The 20,848-nt window shown below is 39.5% G+C and carries 13 protein-coding genes; 11 read left to right on the top strand and 2 right to left on the bottom strand.

Going from position 1 to position 20,848, the window contains the following annotated elements; genetic code table 11:
- Positions 1-3: 3 nt before the first annotated feature.
- The 9 genes from malQ (at position 4) to rluF (ending at position 15,178) form a co-directional block, all read left to right on the top strand.
- On the top strand, positions 4-1,995 hold the full coding sequence (malQ, locus tag AC27I2_RS08385) for a 4-alpha-glucanotransferase (protein WP_138528998.1): 1,992 nt from the start codon (positions 4-6) through the stop codon (positions 1,993-1,995).
- On the top strand, positions 1,996-4,233 hold the full coding sequence (gene glgB, locus AC27I2_RS08380; protein WP_138528996.1) for a 1,4-alpha-glucan branching protein GlgB: 2,238 nt from the start codon (positions 1,996-1,998) through the stop codon (positions 4,231-4,233).
- Positions 4,226-6,289: a glycogen debranching protein GlgX gene (glgX, locus tag AC27I2_RS08375; RefSeq protein ID WP_487203978.1), complete on the top strand. Its 2,064-nt coding sequence runs from the start codon at positions 4,226-4,228 to the stop codon at positions 6,287-6,289. The genes glgB and glgX overlap by 8 nt, the downstream gene beginning before the upstream one ends.
- On the top strand, positions 6,282-8,813 hold the full coding sequence (locus AC27I2_RS08370) for a glycogen/starch/alpha-glucan phosphorylase (protein WP_487203977.1): 2,532 nt from the start codon (positions 6,282-6,284) through the stop codon (positions 8,811-8,813). Before glgX ends, AC27I2_RS08370 begins: the two co-directional genes overlap by 8 nt.
- Positions 8,814-8,831: 18 nt before the next feature.
- On the top strand, positions 8,832-10,133 hold the full coding sequence (gene glgC / locus AC27I2_RS08365; protein ID WP_058552342.1) for a glucose-1-phosphate adenylyltransferase: 1,302 nt from the start codon (positions 8,832-8,834) through the stop codon (positions 10,131-10,133).
- A 71-nt stretch (positions 10,134-10,204) separates the two neighbouring features.
- Positions 10,205-11,740 carry a glycogen synthase gene (locus tag AC27I2_RS08360; protein ID WP_487203976.1) on the top strand — a complete coding sequence of 512 codons (1,536 nt, stop codon included), beginning with the start codon at positions 10,205-10,207 and terminating at the stop codon, positions 11,738-11,740.
- A gap of 92 nt (positions 11,741-11,832) precedes the next feature.
- Positions 11,833-13,047 carry an EAL and HDOD domain-containing protein gene (locus AC27I2_RS08355; protein ID WP_487204149.1) on the top strand — a complete coding sequence of 405 codons (1,215 nt, stop codon included), beginning with the start codon at positions 11,833-11,835 and terminating at the stop codon, positions 13,045-13,047.
- A 30-nt stretch (positions 13,048-13,077) separates the two neighbouring features.
- Positions 13,078-14,148 (top strand): DUF418 domain-containing protein, encoded by a 1,071-nt coding sequence (locus AC27I2_RS08350; protein ID WP_487204148.1) that lies wholly within the window; start codon positions 13,078-13,080, stop codon positions 14,146-14,148.
- A 64-nt stretch (positions 14,149-14,212) separates the two neighbouring features.
- Entirely contained in the window at positions 14,213-15,178 is a 966-nt protein-coding gene (gene rluF / locus AC27I2_RS08345) for a 23S rRNA pseudouridine(2604) synthase RluF (RefSeq protein WP_487203975.1), read from the top strand.
- Positions 15,179-15,270: 92 nt separating this feature from the next.
- Here the strand turns inward: rluF and AC27I2_RS08340 are convergent, their stop codons facing one another.
- Entirely contained in the window at positions 15,271-18,348 is a 3,078-nt protein-coding gene (locus tag AC27I2_RS08340; protein ID WP_487203974.1) for an efflux RND transporter permease subunit, read from the bottom strand.
- Positions 18,349-18,350: 2 nt separating this feature from the next.
- Positions 18,351-19,433, bottom strand: a complete 1,083-nt coding sequence (locus tag AC27I2_RS08335) for an efflux RND transporter periplasmic adaptor subunit (protein ID WP_487203973.1) — start codon at positions 19,431-19,433, stop codon at positions 18,351-18,353.
- A gap of 122 nt (positions 19,434-19,555) precedes the next feature.
- Between AC27I2_RS08335 and AC27I2_RS08330 the strand changes: the two genes are divergently transcribed.
- Positions 19,556-20,458, top strand: a complete 903-nt coding sequence (locus AC27I2_RS08330) for a LysR family transcriptional regulator (RefSeq protein WP_487203972.1) — start codon at positions 19,556-19,558, stop codon at positions 20,456-20,458.
- Positions 20,448-20,753 (top strand): MGMT family protein, encoded by a 306-nt coding sequence (locus AC27I2_RS08325; RefSeq protein ID WP_487203971.1) that lies wholly within the window; start codon positions 20,448-20,450, stop codon positions 20,751-20,753. The genes AC27I2_RS08330 and AC27I2_RS08325 overlap by 11 nt, the downstream gene beginning before the upstream one ends.
- The last annotated feature ends 95 nt before the right edge of the window (positions 20,754-20,848 follow it).

Below are 20,848 nucleotides of genomic sequence, written 5' to 3'. Positions count from 1 at the left end.
TAAATGAATGAACTTTCGCAGTTGTTTTACTTACATGGCATTGGTTATGAATTTACCAAGTACACAGGCGAGCAAATATTTTTTAGTGAAGATACCCGTAAGCGTGCCTTGCAATGCTGCGGAATCAATACTTACGATCATAACAAAATAGCTCAATTAAATTACAAGCTTGATGTACTGCCTTGGATGCAATTGTTGCCAAATGTAAGCTTAGTTGAACAAACAGACTGTTATTTAAAAGTTAAAATAGATGACAGACAACTTGGCCAAACTGCATCAGTAAGTGTTGCACAACTTGGTATACAGTGTGAGTTTACTGACCTTACTAATTTAACAGTCACAGGTGAATACCACTTCAATGGTGCCCGTTACATTGAAATTGCGCTTCCTATACCAGTCATGCCTGCAGGGTATTACCAAGTGAGTATTAATGTAGGCGAACACCATTCAAGCACCGAAATTTGGTCTGTACCTGAGCGTGTTTTTCAGGTTGAAGATACAAAAAAAACGGGTTTGTCGATTCAGTTATATACGCTTAAAAACAATGAAAGATTAGGAATTGGAGACTTTTCAGACTTACTTACGCTTGTAGATTTATGCAGTGAGCATAATATGGATTACATTTTGCTCAACCCTCTGCATTTGTTGTTCTGCGACATGCCTGAGCGTGCAAGCCCATACAGCCCTAATAGTCGTGCTTTACTAAACCCTTTATATATATCGATTGGTTTATGTGAAGACAGTAAAAATAATGCTGAAATCACAAAAATTATGCAAAGTAATGAAGCTACTTTACTTCTAAATAACAGTAAACAGTTTATTAATTACGAGAATGTTAGTTGCGTTAAATACAAATTGTTTAAGGCACTGTATAACCACTTCGAATTAACAGCCAGCAAACTACGCCGTGACGCATTTAATGCTTTTTGCGACAAACATCAGCCAACGTTACAAACTTTAGAATCAAAAAATCCTCTTTTCGACTATTACCTTCAGTGGCAAGCGCATTTACAACTTGGTTTATGTCAAGCGCGTTGTGTGCAGGGGGGTATGAAAATAGGTTTGATTAATGATTTAGCTGTTGGGTGCGCCGGCGACGGTGTTGAGTTCAAATCACAACAATCATTATTTGCTGATAATGCCAGTGTGGGCGCACCACCTGACCCTTGGGCTGAAGGTGGTCAAAATTGGGGGTTGCCGGCTTTAAACCCGCAAAGTTTAGCACATGATAACTACTCGTTTTACCGTTCATTAATTCGTGAAAATATGCAGAATGTAGGCGGGTTAAGAATCGACCATGTTATGGCTATTCGTCGTTTATGGTGGTGTTTTGAAAATAACGGTCAGCAAGATGGTTGCTATATTTATTACCCCTTTGAACATTTGCTGGCTATTTTGAAAATAGAGTCGCATATTAATCAAAGTATAGTTATAGGCGAAGATTTAGGCATTGTTCCACCAGAGGTAAAGCATGCTTTGTCATGCAGTGGTATTTTTTCAAACAGTTTATTTTATTTTGAAAAGCATAACGACGGTGACTTTTTACCGGTACACAAATTACCCGCTCAGTGTTTATTAATGATTGCAAACCACGATGTACCTCCATTTACAGGCTGGTGGCAGCACGATGACATAGCTATAAAGCTAAAATACCAATTAATTGACAACGCACAATCAACGCAATTAACCGACCAAAGAGCTGATGAGCAAATACGGTTGCTGCGTTTTATTAATGCTTCGGCTGGGCTTAAATTAACCATACACAGCGATGCTAAGTCGGTTTATGGTGCACTTAGTCAGTGCTTAGCTGGCTCAGACTCTCGGTTGTTTGCTTTACAAATAGATGATTTAGATGAACAGCAATACCCGGTGAATATTCCTGGTACAGACAAAGAGTATCCAAATTGGCGACGTGTATTAACACATACATGTGAAGAAATTTTTGCAAACAACGCCACGCTTTTAGCTGCAATCGATTCAATAAGGAAAGGTTAAATGAGCAGTACAGCTTCAAATAGTTCGGTATTATCTAAATCTCAAAACGCTGACTACGATGCGCAAGTTAATGCGCTTGGCACGGGACGATTTAAAGACCCATTTAGCTTTTTAGGTGCACATAAAGTAAATGAATCAAATGCAGAGGTGCGTTTATATTTACCCGATGCACAAAGCGCTTCTCTAACAATAAATAACAAATTAGTCGAAACACAACGATATAAGCAAAGTGACTTATTTATAGCCTATATAAGCCAGTTACCTGACTCGCCTTATTTATGTACTGCCCAATATAGCGACACTTCGAGTACGTTTTTTGATGAGTATAGTTTTAAAAGTGAGCTTGATACTGATGCCATGTACTTATTTAACGAAGGCAGCTTAGAGCATGCATACTTGCACTTTGGTGCACATTTCACTAACCAGCAAGATGTAGATGGCGTTCGCTTTTGTTTATGGGCACCTAATGCCGCCAGTGTTTCTGTTATTGGCGAGTTCAATTTTTGGCAAGCAAACCGGCATTTCATGCGTTTTCATCCTGCCAGTGGTGTTTGGGAATTATTTGTTCCCGGACTCAAAGCAGACATGTGCTACAAATTTGCTATCACAGCGCAAAGTGGTGAGGTAATAGAGAAAGCAGACCCTTATGCTTTTAAAATGCAACAGGCACCAGGTACCGCAAGTGTTCTGCAGTTCAAACCAGAAGCAATAACTCTAAGTGAACAAGCAATCAGCAATAGGCAAAAGCGCAATCATATAGACGCACCAATCAGTATTTATGAGGTGCACTTAGCGTCGTGGCAGCGTGGTGAAGATAATCGTTATTTGAGTTATATCGAGCTTGCCGACAAACTCGTAGGCTACGCGCTTGAAATGAACTTTACCCACTTGCAGCTTATGCCCATAAGTGAATATCCGTTTGACGGTTCATGGGGATATCAGCCAGTCGGATTATTCGCGCCGACCAGTCGTTTTGGTGATTACAACAGCTTTAAGTATTTTGTAGAGCAATGCCATAAATACAACGTAGGTATTTTACTTGATTGGGTTCCGGGGCATTTTCCAAGCGATCCCCATGGTTTACATCGATTTGATGGTACACACTTGTACGAACATGCCGACATGCGCCAAGGCTTTCATCCAGATTGGAACACGTATATTTATAATTATGATCGCCCAGAAGTTAAGAGCTTTTTAATTTCTAATGCAATGTATTGGCTTCATCAATTTGGCTTAGATGGTTTGAGGGTTGATGCCGTTGCGTCAATGCTGTACTTAGATTACAGCCGCAAAGAGGGAGAGTGGATACCTAATTGTTATGGCGGTCGCGAAAACCTCGGTGCCATTGAGTGCCTCAAACAAGTTAATTTACGCAGTTATAAAAACAACCCTGGCATTATGATGGTGGCAGAAGAGTCGACTGCTTGGCCGGGAGTCACACAAAGTGTAGAGCATAATGGCTTAGGTTTTGGCTATAAATGGAATATGGGGTGGATGAACGACAGCTTATTATATATGCAGCGTGATCCACTTTTTAAGCAACATCACCATCATGAAATTACGTTTTCGATGGTGTATGCATTTAGTGAAAACTTTATTTTACCGCTTAGCCATGACGAAGTTGTTCATGGGAAAGGCGCGCTAATTGAAAAAATGCCAGGCGATGATTGGCAAAAATTCGCAAATTTACGTGCTTATTATGCATTTATGTGGGCACACCCAGGCAAAAAGTTATTATTTATGGGTGGTGAAATAGCTCAACGGGCTGAGTGGGGGCATGATCATTCTATTGATTGGCATTTGCTAGAACATGAAAGTCATAAAGGTATAAAGCAGACAGTAAAAACGTTAAATCAGGTCTATAAAAATCAACCCGCGCTTTATGAACTTGATTCAAGTGCCGCAGGTTTTGATTGGATTGATAACAATAATAACGAGCAAAGCATTTTAAGTTTTGTACGTTATGCTAAAAATGCCCATGACTTTATAGTTGTGATTGCAAACTTTACGCCTATGTCATATCAAGAATATACCTTGGGCGTTCCGAGCAAAGGCGTTTATAAAGTAATCATGAACACCGATGAAAGCGATTTTTTTGGTTCGGGTATTAAAGTATCGCATAACCAATCAAATACAGTTGTCACTAACGATAATCCTCAACATGGTTTTAACCAAAGCATCACGATTGCTATGGGTGGCTTAACCACAATATATTTGCAAAAGGTACAAGATGAGTAATCAATTTGAAGTCACTCACGGCCTTGTTGAGCCCCTCGGATCAAGCTTGCATGCAAATGGTGTTAATTTTTCATTGTATGCGCCAAATGCGACACAAGCGTATGTGTGTTTATTTGATAAAAGTGGCCACTCTGAAATACTTAAAGTGGCTATGAATATAAACGAAGGCGGTATATGGAGTGTTCATATTGCACCGCTTAATACTGGGGCACTGTATGGGTTTAGGGTTGAGGGTGAATACAATCCAAATACTGGGATGCTATTTAATGAACATAAATTATTAATTGACCCTTACGCAAAAGATTTATTTGGTGAGTTTACATGGAGTGAGCGCCATTATGGACAAATGCCGATAGGCACCAAAAGTACGGTTAACAATGCCATTGATATACCAAAATCAAAAGTGTCATCACTTGTTTCATATGAACATAAAAAACCGAATCACAGGTGGTCGCAAACAGTCATTTATGAGTGTCATGTAAAAGGGACTACGTGTCGTCACCCTCAAATACCTAAAGCTTTGCAAGGTAAGTTTTTAGGATTGAGCCATCCGTTTTTTATTGAACATTTAAAAAGCTTTGGAGTAACAGCAATAGAGCTACTCCCTGTGCATGCTTTTATTAGCGAGCAATTTTTAACAGGCAAAGGCCTACAAAATTATTGGGGGTATAACACGCTTAACTTTTTTACTCCTCATAAAGACTATTTAGTAAACGACGATATTAACGAGTTTAAACAGATGGTTAAGGAGCTTCATGCTGCAGATATCGAAGTTATTTTAGATGTTGTTTATAACCATACAGCCGAAGCGGGCAACGATGGTCCTATTTTGTCATTGCGTGGGTTAGACAACCTTGCTTACTACCGCACAGCAGAAGCACAACCTAATGTATACATAAACGATACGGGGTGTGGCAATACTATTAATATTGATCACCCAAAAACGTTGCAGCTAGTGCTCGATAGCTTGCGATATTGGGTTGAAGTAATGGGTGTTGATGGCTTTAGGTTTGATTTAGCAACAATACTCGGTCGCTCTAAATCAGGATTTAGTTCAGCGCATACGTTTTTGCAAACCATTGCTCAAGACCCTGTTTTAAACAAGGTAAAGTTAATTGGTGAGCCATGGGATATTGGCCCAGGCGGTTATCAACTTGGGGCTTTTCCTCCACCTTGGCGAGAGTGGAATGACCAATACCGAGATGTAATTCGTCGTTTTTGGAAAAGTGAGGAAGGCATTATAGCCAGTGTAGCTAAACGCTTGCATGGATCGTTTGATATATTTGAGCACAGCCAACGTGGCCCATTAAACAGTATTAATTTCATAACCAGTCATGATGGATTTACGCTGGCAGATTTAGTGAGTTACGAGCATAAACACAACGAAGCAAATGGTGAGAATAACAGAGATGGCCACAGTGCTAATTACTCATTTAATTGCGGAGTAGAAGGTTTTAGCAATGATGAAAAAATAACCGCATTAAGATTACAACAACAAAAAAACTTTTTGCTTACATTAATTCTTTCTAAAGGTGTTCCTATGATTGCTGCTGGCAGTGAAATAGGGCACTCGCAAGGAGGCAATAACAATGCATATTGTCAAAATAATCGTACGAGTTGGCTTGCTTGGAAAGAATCACAACTTAATCATTCATTAACTCAATTTATAGACGATGCACTTAAAATTAGGCGTGCGCACAGCGCATTCAAACACAGTGTATTTTTAGAAGACATAGATGAGCGTTTTACCGTTAAATGGTTTACCGAAACAGGAAAAACCATGACAGATTCGCATTGGCATGAAAATTCGCGTCAATTTTTAATGTACAGCTTACTTGATAAGCAAAATAAGCATGCATTACTTATTGTATTTAATGCCAGTAAAAAAACTATTTTTTGCCAGCTACCTGCATCACCTATTAATGCACCGTGGCAAATGGTTTTATCAAGTGTAAATAATGCATCTTTAATAACTCACCAAGATGCAACCGTTGAAATTTCTGCACAGAGTAGTTGGGTTTTTAGTGCTAACTTAGAGGACGTAGCTAATGGCTAAGCAAGTTGAACAAGTATGTGTTGTAAAAGGGTGGCAAGAAGGCCCTGTGATTGACGAAAGCACCTTAAAAGATGATTTAACACGCCATTTTTATTACACCCTAGGTCGAGATAAAGTCGGCGAATCGCAGCTTTATTTATACCATGCATTAGCATTAACGATCCGCGATCGTTTGGTTGCGCGGTGCCGAGAAACTAATAAAAAAATAAAACAGCAAAAAAGCAGAAAAACGAGTTACCTTTCACTTGAATTTTTAATGGGGCGCGCACTGGGCAATGCGGTATTAAATCTTGATTTAGAAGATCAAGTTTCATCGGCATTGCAAGAGTACTGCACTAAAATTGAAACAATTGAAGATGCAGAGCACGACGCGGGTCTTGGTAACGGTGGCTTAGGGCGCTTAGCGGCATGTTTTTTAGATAGCTGCGCAAGTTTAGCTCTACCCGTTGTTGGTTATGGTATTCGTTATGAATACGGAATGTTTAACCAATCAATCAGTGACGGTAATCAAATAGAGCAACCCGATAATTGGCTACGCGAAGGGCATCCTTGGGAGCTGAGTGCCCCCGAGCATTCTAAGCGTATTAAGTTTGGTGGTTATGTAAATAGTTATACCGATAAACAGGGTCGAGAGCACCGCCAGTGGGTTAGTAGCCATGATGTGTTAGCAGTGCCTTACGATGTGCCCATTCCTGGTTATAAAAATAATATAGTAAATACACTACGCTTATGGAAATCAGAAGCGACTGACGAATTTAACCTAACCGAATTTAATGCAGGTAGTTACTCCGAAGCGGTTGCACAAAAAAACTTAGCCGAACAAATTACCATGGTACTTTACCCTAACGACAGCAGTGAAAATGGTAAAGAGCTACGACTACGCCAACAATACTTTTTATCATCAGCAAGTATTCAAGATATTGTTGATCAGTGGGTGAATGGTCATGGTGAAATCTTCACTGATTTTGCTGATTATCATGTTTTTCAATTAAACGATACCCATCCAAGTATCGCAGTTGCAGAACTCATGCGTGTTTTAGTTGATGATTACGAGCTCGACTGGGATGATGCATGGCAAATAACTACAAAAACAATGGCCTACACAAACCATACGTTATTACCAGAAGCGTTGGAGAAATGGTCAGTTTCATTATTTTCAAAATTGTTACCGCGTATTTTAGAAATAGTATTTGAGATAAACGCACGTTTTTTAGCAGACGTTGCACAGCATTGGCCTGGTGATGTTGATAAACAGCGAGAGCTATCACTGATAGAAGAAGGTGGCGAACCGCAAATCCGCATGGCTTATTTAGCCATTGTGGGTAGCTATTCAGTTAACGGTGTTGCTGCACTGCATACAGAACTATTAAAAGCCGGTTTATTTAAAGAGTTTTATGCACTATGGCCAAATAAGTTTAATAACAAAACCAATGGGGTTACACCTCGCCGCTGGCTTGCCCATTGTAACCCAACCTTGAGTGAATTGATTAGTGAGAAAATAGGCAGCGATTGGGTACGCGACTTTGCTCAAATAAATCAGTTACGCCGTTTTTATGATGACACATCATTTCAAACACAGTGGCAAAACGCCAAAGTAATAAACAAACAACGTTTAGTTGATTTAGTTAAAGAGCGCTGTGGTGTAGAGTTTGATGTGTCTATGATGTTTGACGTTCAAGTTAAGCGCATTCATGAGTACAAGCGTCAGCTACTAAATATCCTCCATGTTATCCATTTATATGACCGCATTCGTCGTGGCGACACGCAAGGACTCGTGCCTCGTTGTGTTTTACTCGGTGGTAAAGCTGCACCGGGTTACTACATGGCTAAAAAAATAATTAAGCTAATCAATAATGTAGCAGATGTGATCAATAAAGACCCACTAGCGTCATCGTACTTACGCGTGGCTTTTTTACCTAATTATAATGTCACAGCCATGGAAGTTATTTGTCCCGCTACTGATTTGTCTGAGCAAGTCTCAACAGCCGGTAAAGAAGCTTCAGGCACAGGTAATATGAAGTTTATGATGAATGGTGCATTAACTATTGGCACGTTAGATGGTGCCAATATCGAAATTAGAGATGCTGTTGGTGCTGATAATTTCTTCTTATTTGGCGCTGAAGCGCATCAGATTGATGATATTAAATCGCGTTATAACCCCGCACATTTAATTGAGCAAAATAGCGATTTAGCCAATGTCATGCATTTGCTAGAAAGCGGACACTTTAATTTATTTGAACCTTGCCTATTTGACGATGTAATTAACGCAATTAAGAGCCCACACGATCCATGGCTTGTTGCACACGATTTCGAAAGCTACGTATCTGCACAAAAGCAAGTAGATAAAGCCTATGCTGATCAAGCTTATTGGACGCAAATGAGTATTTTAAATACCGCTGCCAGTGGCATATTTTCAAGTGATAGGACCATAAGCCAATACAGTGACGACATTTGGCATTTAACCCCACTCAATACTAGTGACACTGACTCAACGACAGCTACCAGTAAAGCCACTAAAAGTTAGATAAATGGAGAGAAAAGTATGCCTAATTATGCAAATCGCTACATAAGTAGCCTAACTAGAGAAACGTATGCGTTAATACTTGCTGGTGGTCGTGGTTCTCGCCTGCACGAATTAACCGATTGGCGTGCAAAGCCAGCCGTATACTTTGGTGGTAAACACAGAATTATTGATTTTCCTTTGTCTAACTGTATTAACTCGGGTGTTAGGCGTGTGGGTATAGCAACACAATATAAATCTCACTCACTTATTCGCCACGTAAATAGAGCTTGGGGACACTTTAAAAAGGAATTGGGTGAATCGGTTGAAATATTACCTGCATCACAACGCCATGGTGATGAATGGTATTGCGGTACCGCCGATGCTGTTTTTCAAAATATGGATATTATTCGTCATGAGTTGCCTAAATATGTAATGATTTTATCAGGCGACCACGTTTATCGTATGGATTACGGTGCATTGCTTGCTGAGCATGTTCAAAAAGGGGCCGATATGACCGTGTGTTGTATTGAAGTACCCGTTGAAGAAGCTGCAGATACCTTTGGCGTGATGACGGTAGATGAAGAAAGCCGTGTTTGCCGTTTTGATGAAAAGCCAGCTATGCCAAGCTCAGTGCCAGGCAAGCCGGGTACATGTTTAGCATCCATGGGTAACTACATATTTAATACTGAGTTCTTATTTGAGCAACTTAAGAAAGATGCAGAAAATGAAGGCTCAGGCCGCGATTTTGGGCATGATATAATCCCTGCAATTATTGAAGAGCATAACGTTTTTGCATTCCCATTTAGAGACCCTCAACAGGAAGGTCAGCCTTATTGGCGCGATGTAGGAACACTCGACTCATTTTGGGAGGCTAACATGGAGCTTGTTATGCCAGAGCCTCAACTTGACCTATACGACCCAGCGTGGCCAATTTGGACATACCAAGAGCAATTACCTCCCGCTAAATTTATATTTGATGATGACGACAGACGAGGAATGGCCCTTGATTCTACCGTATCTGGTGGGTGTATTATTTCGGGTTCGGCAGTAAGAAAATCATTGTTGTTTTCTAACGTGCATGTGCGCTCATTTTGTGAAATTGAGCAATCGGTTATTTTACCGGGTGCTATTATTAACCGCGGTTGTAAAATTAAACGTGCAATAATAGACAGAAGTTGTGAAATACCAGCAGGGCTTGAAATAGGCTTTGATCGCAAAACAGATGAAGAGAATGGCTTTAGGGTATCAAAAAAAGGCATTGTACTTGTTACGCGAGAAATGCTTAGTGAACTTGCTAAAAAATTAGAACGTCAAACACAAGAAAATAAGAAACTAGCTTAATACAGAGTTAGGTAAAAACAAGCTTGCCCTGAAGCGGGCGAGCTTATTAAAACAAAGGAAGCAGTAAATTAATGCATGTATTAATGGTGGGTGCAGAAAACGATGCGTTACCTGGCGCTAAAGTAGGTGGTGTAGCAGATGTAGTTCGTGATGCACCTAAAGCTCTTGCAAAGCAAGGCGTATCGGTAGATGTGGTGATCCCAGATTATGGATTTGAGCCATTAAATAGGCATTACATAGGTGAAGTAACGGTAGCCTTTAATGCTCAATCTCATGTATTGACCTTGTTTAAAGTGGATCAAACAAAAAATAACATAACCCAAATTGTGATAAGTCATCCAATGTTTAGTGAATCGGGTAGTGTTTATTGTAATGATGCACCGGGCAGGCCATTTGCAACCGATGCAACAAAATTTGCGCTATTTAATGCCGCGGTTTGCGAAGCATTATTGCAAGAGTTACTAAAACACCCTAATACGTTGCATTTGCATGATTGGCATAGTGCATGTGTTGCTGTTCTCTTAAAGTTTGAACCGCGTTACAGCCCACTAATTGATATACATTTAGCCTATACAGTACACAATTTAGCACTACAAGGAATAAGACCTTTTAAGCACGATGAGTCGAGCTTAGAGGCTTGGTTTCCATCACTAAGTTATAACGGCCAACACTTGTGTGATCCAAGGTACACAAATTGTTTTAACCCAATGCGAAGCGCTATTAATTTAGCAGATAAAATTCATTTAGTGTCGCCTACCTATAGCCAAGAAGTACTTAAGCCAAGTAATTATAACGATGGCTTTTTTGGTGGTGAAGGGCTTGAGCACGATCTCCAAAATGCAGCTAATCTAGGGAAAGTCGTCGGCATTTTGAATGGCTGTGAATACCCTGGGCCTGAAGTAATAAAGGCAGATATTAATGAGCTGTACAGCGAGGCTGAAAAAAGTTTGTTTAGTTGGATGGGTAATAGCGAACAGCTTGAAAGCGGTCACTACATTGCACACCAACGATTGAAACAGTTTAAAGCAACCCCACATAACGGCCCACTAGTAACTAGCGTAGGTAGACTTACAGAGCAAAAAGTATTGCTATTGTGCCAGTCTTTAAATGGTGAACTTGCTATAGACGCAGTATGTAATAGTATTAATGAGCACGGTGGGCGTTTAATTATATTAGGCTCTGGCGATAAAGTGTTAGAAGCCGTGTTCACAAAAGCTATGACGCGTAACGAAAACTTATTATTTTTAAAAGGTTATGCACAAAAAGTAGGCGACTTAATGTATCAATTAGGTGATTTATTTTTAATGCCTAGTTCGTTTGAACCGTGTGGAATTAGCCAAATGCTGGCAATGCGTGCAGGTCAACCTTGTTTGGTGCATAGCGTTGGCGGATTAAAAGATACAGTAAAACACAACGAAAATGGGTTTAGTTTTAACGGCGCAACATTACTTGAGCAAACACATAGTTTGCACGTATGCCTAGCTGAAACGCTAGCATTTTATAAACAATATCCAAAAAAATGGCAGCAAATAAAATCTAATGCAAAAGCAGTACGCTTTTCGTGGTCGCAGGTTGCAAGTGATTACATTTCAACCTTGTACCGATAAAGTTTATGTGATTTGACTTAAGCGAAGTGACATTTTAGATTATTTACGCTATTAATAACTTGGTATTAATGGATTTAAATAAAGTAGGTAAAGTGTCTGTATTTGTTGCAAGGCAAGCAATTTTCAATCGGCGTCAAAAAGTAGTTGCGTATGAGCTGCTTTTTAGGGACAGCCCTAAAAACTTTTTTCCAGATATAGCCGAGGGACAGGCAACTGCGCGGCTTATTATGGAAAATCAGCTTAATTTGGGTACACGCCATATCACCTCAGGTAAAAAAGCACTTATCAACATTGGGCCAGAATCTTTAGAGCTTGACCTATGTGCCTTTTTACCATGCCAAGACGTTGTAATAGAGCTGCTTGAGAGCATAGAGCCCACCGATACAAATTACGAGTTATGCCGAGAGTTATTTCATAGTAATTTTAATCTCGCCCTTGATGATTTTGTTTATAAACCGCAATGGGATCGTTTTTTAAAGCTCGTTAAACTCATAAAATTTGATATAACCATAACCCCATTAGACGAAATTCACCCTATTATAAAAAAGCTTAAAGATCACAAACAAATTAAGTTGCTGGCCGAAAAAATAGAAACACAACAAGAATATGAAGTTGCCGCTGGTATGGGCTTTGATTACTTTCAAGGTTATTTTTTTGCAAAACCCACCATGATGAAGCATAACGACATCGATTATAACTACGGGTTAGTCGTGGCTATTTACGCTGAGATAATGAAACCTAATCCAGACCTAACGGCAATAGCACAATTGTTTGAACTTGATGCAGCACTAGCTTATAAATTACTGCGTTTTATTAATAGCGGTGTGTTTCCAATACAAAGTAAAATTGCGTCGTTAAAGCAAGCGCTTGTTTATTTAGGACAGGAGCGTTTAAAAAAGTTTGTTAGTTTAATCGTGACAGCTCACACTGCCGGTAAAAAGCCTGCAGAGCTAATGCAAGTGTGCGTGGTGCGTGCCCGTTTTTGTGAATTGATTGCTAAAAAAGTGGCCAAGCATCAGTCAGGAGAGGCTTTTTTAACCGGCTTGTTTTCACTCCTTGATGCTATTTTAGATCAACCAATGAGCTTATTAGTTGAAAAGTTACCTTTTCAAGATGATATAAAAGCAGCCCTGCTTGAAGAAAAAAACACACTGTATTACATTTTAAAAGTTGTTAAAGCATACGAAACCGGCAGCTGGTGGGCACTCGAACAAGCAGTTATATTTTTAAATATACAAAGTGATATACTACCAGAGCTTTACCAAATGTCGGTTGACTGGGCCGACAGCTATAAAAATAATATTTAACGGAAAACAGCTTTAATGCGAAATTATAATATGGACTTTATTCGCGGCATTGCCGTGCTTGGCTTAGTGTTTATGAATGGCTATGCTTTTGGTTTTATGGAATTTGGTTATGTGCCATTAACCACCCCCCCTGTAAGCGACACCCTCATTCAATATATGAATATACTGTTTATAGAAGGCCGATTTAGAACGCTGTTTAGCCTACTTTTTGGCGCAGGTTTATATATTCAATGGCAGCGCTATAAGTCATCAGTTCAAATAAAGAGCAGATTATATTGGCTAATAATTTTTGGCCTCATACACGGCTTTTTACTTTGGGCTGGTGATATTTTGTTTGTTTATGGTGTATCTGGCTGGTTTATTATTAAATATTTAGACACCGACAACCCCAAGCTATTGCAAAGAGGGCTTGAGTTTACTGCTCTCTCAGCAGTAGTTACATTTTTAGTGTTATTGAGTATTCCTGACGATCAGACTTATCGTGATTCTGCCAAGTTTATCGAGTTATTTAGCCCTCATTACAGTGACTATTTTAATGAAAATCTTTATATAAATATTCTTATGCTAATAACAGTACCGCTAATGACGATGTGGATGTGCGTTGGCATTATGCTAATAGGTATTTACGCGTACAAAGAGGGAGTTTTTAGCAAAGGTTTATCAACTCAGCAGTTGCGGATATGTACAGTAGGTGTACTTATTTCTTGTATTATAAGATTAAACACATCAACGCTTGCCGGTGGCTTGGGTTTTAGTTTACAAGAAATTTCTAACATGTTCGCCGCCCTGTTTATGGCTGGGCTTTATATTCATTTAATCGTTAAGTTTTGTGGCAATAGCCCACAGTTTGGCAAACTAATACAGCAGGCGGGTCGCATGGCATTCACACTATATATAAGCCAAACCGTTATGCAATTGCTTATTTATAGAGTGTTATTTCCAGAGTGGATACTTAGCTTTAATAGAATAGATTACTGGTTAGTTGCCGCTAGCTTAGTTGCTGCGCAGTTATTATTTACGTTATTTTACAGTTGTTATTTTAAACAAGGGCCGCTTGAAGTGCTTTGGCGTAAATTAACCGACATTAAATCGGCGGCATAACTCGCATTTTTAGGTGGTTTGGGTATACACTAGCGACCCTAAAAAATTAATACCATTAAGTGATATGACCGAATTAAAACGTTTAAATAAATTTATTAGTGAAACAGGTTTTTGTTCACGCCGTGAAGCCGATAAATATATTGAGCAAGGTCGTGTGTCAGTTAATGGTAATTCGCCAGAAATGGGCGTAAAGGTTGCAGCAACCGATGTCGTATTGGTCGATGGAAAACCATTAAAAACGCCACCTAAACGCGTTTATATTGCTTACAATAAACCAGTTGGTATAACGTGTACAACCGAGCGAAAAATACAAAGCAATATTGTTAAAGCGGTTAATTATCCCGATCGTATATTTCCAATTGGGCGATTAGATAGACCCTCTGAAGGATTAATCTTTTTAACCAACGAAGGCGATATTGTTAACAAAATTTTGCGTGCGGGTAATAACCACGAAAAAGAATATGTAGTCACCGTAGACAAACCACTTAATCGCCAATTTGTATCTAAAATGGCCAACGGCATTCCTATTTTAGATACTGTGACCAAAAAGTGTAAGGTTACACAAACAGCCCCTAAAGAATTTAAGATTATTTTAACCCAGGGATTAAATCGCCAAATTCGTAGAATGTGCGAGTATTTAGGTTACGAGGTTGTTACTTTAAAGCGCACTCGCATAATGAATGTAACGTTAAAAGGCTTAAAAGTAGGGCAGTGGCGTCATTTATCAGATGTTGAAATGGCGCAAATTAACGACTCGATTGCAGACTCAGGAAAAACTCAAGAGCATTCTTTAGATACTAATAAGGTTGTGGATAAAAACGTTGGGGTGTCGCCCAAGCGTGACTTTCAGGGTGAAAACCCGCGCCGTAATAAACAAAAAGAGCCAGGGGGCGAGCAAAAAAATAATCGCGCTAAAGCACCTTATCAAAAGCGTTCTACAACCTATGTCGGTAAACCAAAAACGGTAAAAGCAAATAGTGCATCTAGCAATAAAGCAGGCGCACGAACAAAGCTAAGTTTAAAAAAATAAGCTAAACAATTACCATTATATCTGTTTAAGTTATAAAAAATGCCACAGTTTACGCTGTGGCATTTTTATTTAGATAAACACTTAATATGTTGTTATTTACTTGGTTCGTATTCAATTCTAAAAATCATAGTATATAAAACAGGCACTACTATTAGTGTCAATATAGTGGCAAAGCCTAAACCAAACATAATAGTGACCGCCATTGATTGAAAAAACACATCAAATAGTAATGGGATCATACCCAGTATTGTGGTTATTGCTGCCATTGCGACAGGACGCACACGGCTTACGCCAGATTCGAACACTGCTTGATATGGCGATTTACCATCGCGAAGCTCAAGGTTTATTTGATCGACTAACACTATACCGTTTTTAATTAGCATGCCGCTTAAACTTAATAACCCAAGTAGGCCCATAAAACTAAACGGTGCGTTCATAGCTAATAAACCGGCACTTACACCTATAATTGCTAATGGTACCGTAGCCCAAATTACAAGAGGCTGTTTTAAAGAATTAAAAAGTAAAACAGTTATAGCAAACATAGCTAAATAGCCTAGCGGTAAAGAGCCGAATATTGCTTTTTGAGCCTTACTAGATGATTCATATTCGCCGCCCCATTCTAAAGAGTAGCCATGAGGTAGCTCTATAGATTCAATGGGGCCTCGTACTCGGGCAAATAATTTAGCGGCTGTTTCGTCGCCTAATACATTTTGATCGGCCATTATCGTAATTGTTCGCTTTCTATCGCGACGCATTATTAGGCTATCTTCCCATTCAACTATAAACTCATCAACTACTTGCGTTACAGGCACAAATACACCTAAAACAGGGCTGTATATTTGTAAATCATGAACGCTGTCTACATTTAGGCGCTCATTCGCAGGTGAGCGAGCAATAATAGGTAAAAGCTGGGTTCCATCACGATATACACCGACTTGTTTACCCGAAAGGCTTGTAAGCAGCACATCATCCAGGTCTGATTTACTGATCCCTAAACGTCGCGCTTTTTGCTCGTTAAACTGTGGGCGAATCATTTTAGTACGTGCACGCCAATCGTTTCGGATATTAAACGCGCCGTCGTCTTGCGACATTAGTTTTTCAGCCTCTGCAGCGAGTTTTCTCAGAATAACAGGATCTGGGCCGGTAAAACGAGCTTCTATTTTTGCATCAGTTGAAGGACCAATTTCCATTGGTTTTATCTTTAGCTCGGCTGATAACGCTGAGTTTTGTGAATAATCTCGTACTTTTTGCATGACGACTGCAACAGCTTCGCGGTCTTTTACTCTTATGATAAGTTGTCCATAAGACGAATAAGACTTTTGAGGCGCATAAGTTAGCATAAAGCGCGGCGCACCTTGGCCTGTCGTGCTTGTTACTTCTTCTACAAGTTCTTCTTTTTGCAAATAGTGTTCAAGCTTTTTAATACCGTCTATTGTTGCGCGTATATCTGAACCTTGTTGTTGCCAGTAATCTACGTAAAACATAGGTGTGTTAGAGGCCGGGAAAAACGACTGCTTAACCGAGCCAAACCCCACTACTGCACTGCAAAGTAATACAACCATGAGGATCATAGTTGATTTACGGTAATGCATTGCTAAATCTAAGAGTGTTTTATAGCCTGTAAAAATAAATCCTTGGTATGGGTCGTTATCTGAATAGTCTCCGGTATTTTTATCTTTTTTAAACTCATTTTCTGAAAACATAAGGTTTGCAAAAAATGGCGTTAAGGTAATAGCGGTTATCCAGCTGAGTAACAACGATATGAATAACACCCAAAATAAGCTGCCGGCAAACTCACCCGTTGCGTCAGAACTCAAACCAATTGGCGCAAACGCAGTAATGCCTATGATGGTCGCACCCAATAATGGCCACTTGGTCTGCTCTACAATATTAACAGCGGCTTTAAGTTTAGTTTGACCCCGTTTTAAGTTAATTAATATGCCTTCGGTCACTACAATAGCGTTATCTACTAACATACCAAGCGCAATGATCAGTGCACCTAGTGATATACGTTGTAAATCTATGGCAAACAGCTTCATAAAAATAAAGGTGCCTAAAACAGTTAGTAATAAAATACCACCAATTAAAATGCCACTTTTAAGACCCATAAAAATAAGCAAAACAACAATGACGATTGCAATAGCCTCTAGCAAGCTTACAATGAAGCCGTCAACGGAGGTTTCTACTTCTTTTGGTTGGTTATAAACAGCATTAACGTCAATACCATGGGGGCGCTGGTACTCAAGCTCTGCTAAATGAGCATCAATACGTTTACCCACATCAACTACATTAACGCCATTCATAAACGACACACCAATTAATAGTGCTTGTTCAGAATTGTATCTAATAACATTAGTAGGTACTTCAGCGTATTCCCTAAATACCTCGGCAACATCACCTAAGTAAATAAGCTCGCTGGCACCTGGTTTAGAAATCAGCAGGGTTTCAAGCTCTTTAACATCTTTAAATTCGCCGGTAGGGTGAAAACGAATTGATTCGTCGCCCACTCTAATTTTACCTGCGTTAGATACCGTGTTTTGTGACTGTAATAAAGCAAATATATGGCTAGGGGCTATACCAAGTTGGGCTAATTTACGGGTAGATATTTCTACCATTACTTGTGGCTGTTGCTCACCGGCAATGGTTACTTTGCTTACCCCTTTTACTAATACCAATTCACGTTTTAAATAGTCGGTATAGTCTTTTAGTTCATCGTAAGAGTAGCCGTCACCCACAACAGAATATAAAACACCATATACATCGCCAAAGTCATCTAAAATGGTGCTTGGGTAAACACCACTAGGTAGTGATGGCGAAAGGTCATTAATTTTACGACGCATTTCATCCCAAATTTGACGAAGTTGTTCTTTTCGGTAGGTGCTCTTCATTTCTACGGCTATTTGAGATTTGCCATTTGACGAAATAGACGTGACATGATCAACATACGGTAATTGTTGAATTGCATTTTCTAAAGGAAACGTAACTTCTTCTTCAACCTGTTGCGGCGAAGCACCCGGGTACATGGTAATAACCATAGCTTGCTTTAAAGTAAACTCAGGGTCCTCTAGTTGGCCTAAATCAAAATAAGATACACTTCCGCCAATTAAAAGCAGCAGTGCAAACATCCAACTAATTACTTTTTTTTCTATGGAAATTTGTGCAAAGCTCATAATTATAAGCCTCGCTCTTTATTCCATGGGCGAACTTTCATGCCTTCTTCTATTGAATGAACACCCGCAGACACCACAATTTGGCCCTCTTTAATACCGCTAAGTACTTCTATGCCATCATGGTGTAATTGGCCAACTTCAACAGCTTGCTTATGAACTTGGCCGGTATTTTCATCATAAAGCCAAACATAGGCATTATTGTTAATCGCTTTTTGAGGATCAGAAAAAACCGACTCAATAGGCAATATGGTATAAGCAACCTGCGAGCGAGTTACTTTACTTAAATCAATTAAAACACGGCCAGTCATACCGGCTAGTAAGTTAAAGTCATCAGGGACGGGTAGCGAAAATACCACTTTATAGGTCAGTGTTGCAGGATCGGCTTGGGTGTCCCATTCTTTAATGTCGAGGATGTATTCTTTATCTTCAAAGCCATCAAATTTAACCGTTGGATGGTAATCAGTGCCTTTTTTAAAACGCGCCACTATTTTTTCAGGCACCTGAATTTCTACGTCCATTAAATCGCGAGTTTCTAGGCGCAAAATATTTTGCTTTGCCTGAATATTTTCAAAGTTTTTTACAAATACCTTTGCAACGGTACCGGCAAATGGCGCACGCAGCTCGCTGTATTCTAGGTTGGTTTCAGCAATTCTAAAGGCCGATTCAGCAATTTGCATATTAGCTAAAGCTTGGTCTAACTCAGATTGGCTGGTGATTTTTTTCTCAAATAGCTGTTCTATTCTGCTCAATTGCGACTTTGCCAACTCATAACGTGCCTTTCGTTCATCAAACTGCAGTTGAAAATCTTCAGGGTCTAATTTTGCTAATAAATCACCTTTTTCAACGTGTTCACCGGCAAGAACCGGAAACTCTATAAGTTCTCCGTTTACTCTAAATGCAAGGTATGAGCCCTGGTTTGCAACCACTTCAGCTGGGAAGCTACGAATATTAATTTGTGAGTCGTGGCCTATTGTGAAAAGCTTAACAGGGCGGATAGGCTCTTCTTTAACTTGTTGTTCTGGCTCAGAACACGCTATTAAGCTAAGTAAGGTCGTTGTTAAGAAACATAGACGAAAGAGTTTCATGTCTTCTCCGTTGCAATATTGGCAAATTAATTAAGTGCAGAATACGCTGCAAACATATAAAATAAAATTCATTAAATCTTACATACTTAATAAGTTTTATTTATGATGTTTTTGGGCACAATATGAAGCTGAATCAATTAGTAATTTTAGATGCCATAGTACAAAGCGCAAGCTTAAGCGGGGCTGCTCAAAGGCTTCATAAAACGCAGCCTGCGTTAACATTGGCTATTAAAAACCTAGAATCGCAAATAGGGTTTGAGCTTTTAGACAGAACTAAGTATAGATTACAGCTGACTGAAAAAGGGCGTATCTTCCATCGTGAAGCCCAACAGCTGCTGCATGCGAACGACGAGCTTGCAAAACTGGCAGAAGAGCTCTCATTAGGGAATGAACCGCAATATAAAATTTGTTACGAGCAGCTTTGTCATAAGCAAAGCTACAACCAGATCATAAGTAATACTTTTAAACAGTTTACCAGTACCGAGTTTTGTATTAGCAGTGGAAAACGATTTGCGTCGTTAGAGCAAGTAAACAATGGACAAGCAGAGCTAGGCATTGGCCCATGGTTTGATTTATTTCATGCCACTGGCGATTTAGAAAGTTTGCCCATAGGTAAGCTCGATATTGGAATAGTAAGCGCAAAAGGGGTTTTACCCAAACAGCTCACTTATACTCAACTACAAAACTACCCCTGCTTAGCCATGTTTGAAAGCGATTTAAGTATAGACAGCGAAAGGCTTTCGTATTCCAAAGGCTCCGCAATGATGAAAATAGACGATGTGGCGACCTTAAAATCGTTTTTACTCTCAGGAGCTGGTTGGGCCATGATGAGCTTAGAGCATTGTGCGCCCGAAATAAAAGCAGATTTATTACAAGAAATCCTTATTACCGACCGAGAGCATAAATTTAGCGCACAAATAAGAGCGTTTAGGCAACACGCCATTCATCATGGCCCAGTGGCACGCATTGTATGGGACCAATTTAAACAACTGAGTAAGGTTTATGCTAATAAAAATGGATATTGATAAAGAAACCCTTATTTATACTGTTATAGCAGGCATCCCAGCTGGAAAAGTAGCAAGCTACGGGCAAGTTGCAACTCTTGCAGGCTACCCACAAAACTCACGTTTAGTAGGGCGTTTATTAAAAATAATGCCAAGTGATTCGGTTATTCCATGGCATCGTGTTGTTAATAGCCAAGGTAAAATATCGTTTCCTGTGGGCACTGACAAATACCAAGAACAGCGCCAAAAGTTATTATCAGAAGGTGTGCTTTTTAAAAACGACAAAGTAAATATGCGAGAGTGTAGGTGGGAGTAAAGTTACCATTGTTGGCCAATTGGCAGTGTAGTTCCGATAAATTAAGTGCCATTTGACACAGTGAAATATCTTGCCGGCCATTATAAAAATTATGT

This window comes from Pseudoalteromonas sp. NH0006-46, from assembly GCF_057547735.1.
The sequence above is the reverse complement of the archived record's forward strand: the minus strand, read 5'-3'. Positions and strand labels throughout refer to the sequence as shown.